The following is a 1,275-nucleotide window of genomic DNA, read 5'->3' on the forward strand; positions in this document are numbered from 1 at the left end:
TTGTTGGGAACAAGGAATGTGAAGGACTGCATATACAAGGCAACAAAGTTAGATTTAATATAAGTTTTTATTGTTTTTACATCACTAAATAAGGACTAGAAAATGTTAGATTGTACTTTAGTACAAATTTTAAAGGAGGAAAATCCAGTTTTTATACTAAAGTACAAAAGTAAGTGCTATTTTAATAAAAATTTATACTTTTGGTCAATTGACAAAGATGCTGGAAATAAGATACCATGGATATAGAAGGAACTACCGGTAGTCCTTAGAATTATTAAAAAGACAGGTGGAGGAAAAAAGGCTTTAAAAGTTGTTCTGTTAGAATGCTAAGAATATTTGAAATTAGGGGGATGAAATCAAATGAAAAGGATAGTATCATTTTTATTGTGTTTGACATTACTTTTATCAGCAACTGTTGTATTTGCTGCAACAGATAATACACAGGCAAAAGGTGTAATATCTAAAGCTGGAGACATGTCACAAAATATAGTCGAACCAGAATATATAGCTTATTGTCCTGCAAGTCCTGATGGCTATCATTTAATGAGGCCAAATACTGGTGGTTTATCAAATCTTTGCTGGATTGAGAATGGGAAAATAATATATTCAAAATACACTTTATGGAAATGTCAGTATTGTGGGACAGAACTATATGAATCAACAGGTTATGATGTATGGGCATATCCCTCTGATATTTACAAGCAGGAAATACATTATAGTATTTTGGGGGTTTATTACGATATATATATTTATCCGAGATATGGTACTTTACCTGGGTTAAATGAAGGATACAAGTACCGATTGTACTGAACATAAAATGTTGATAGCAAAAGGTTAACTAAATAAAATTCAAAGTAATAAATGCATAAAATTTTCTATAAATAACTTATCCCAACTGTATAAACAAGGTAATCCTAAAAATTTGGGATTACCTTGTTGTTGGTTTTTATAACTTGAACTCCCAAAAAGCGAAAATAAAAAATATTACTGATTCTTTGGAAAAGAAAAATACTGTTTTTAATTTGAAATATTACAGCAATATTGAAATATTACAATTTTGTAAACGTATGGGTGTAGAATATAAGTTAAAAATTTTACAAAGTATTTTTATGAGGTGAGGTTATGAAAAAGATGAGGTATTTTTTATTGGCAGTGTTAATAGTAGGGTCATTGATTTTGGCATCCTGCTCTAATGAATATACAAATTTGGAGGAATATCAATTTAGTAAAAGTTCTGACCCCAAGTTAGTTTATGCAGATGAGAATAAAGTCATC

General features: G+C 29.6%; 1 protein-coding gene. It reads left to right on the top strand.

Annotated elements, in window-relative coordinates; translation table 11 throughout:
- The first annotated feature begins 360 nt into the window (after positions 1–360).
- On the top strand, positions 361–810 hold the full coding sequence (locus M663_RS0102565) for a hypothetical protein (RefSeq protein ID WP_011026519.1): 450 nt from the start codon (positions 361–363) through the stop codon (positions 808–810).
- Positions 811–1,275 lie beyond the last annotated feature (465 nt).

This window comes from Thermoanaerobacter sp. A7A, assembly GCF_000445185.1.
GTDB lineage: Bacteria > Bacillota > Thermoanaerobacteria > Thermoanaerobacterales > Thermoanaerobacteraceae > Thermoanaerobacter.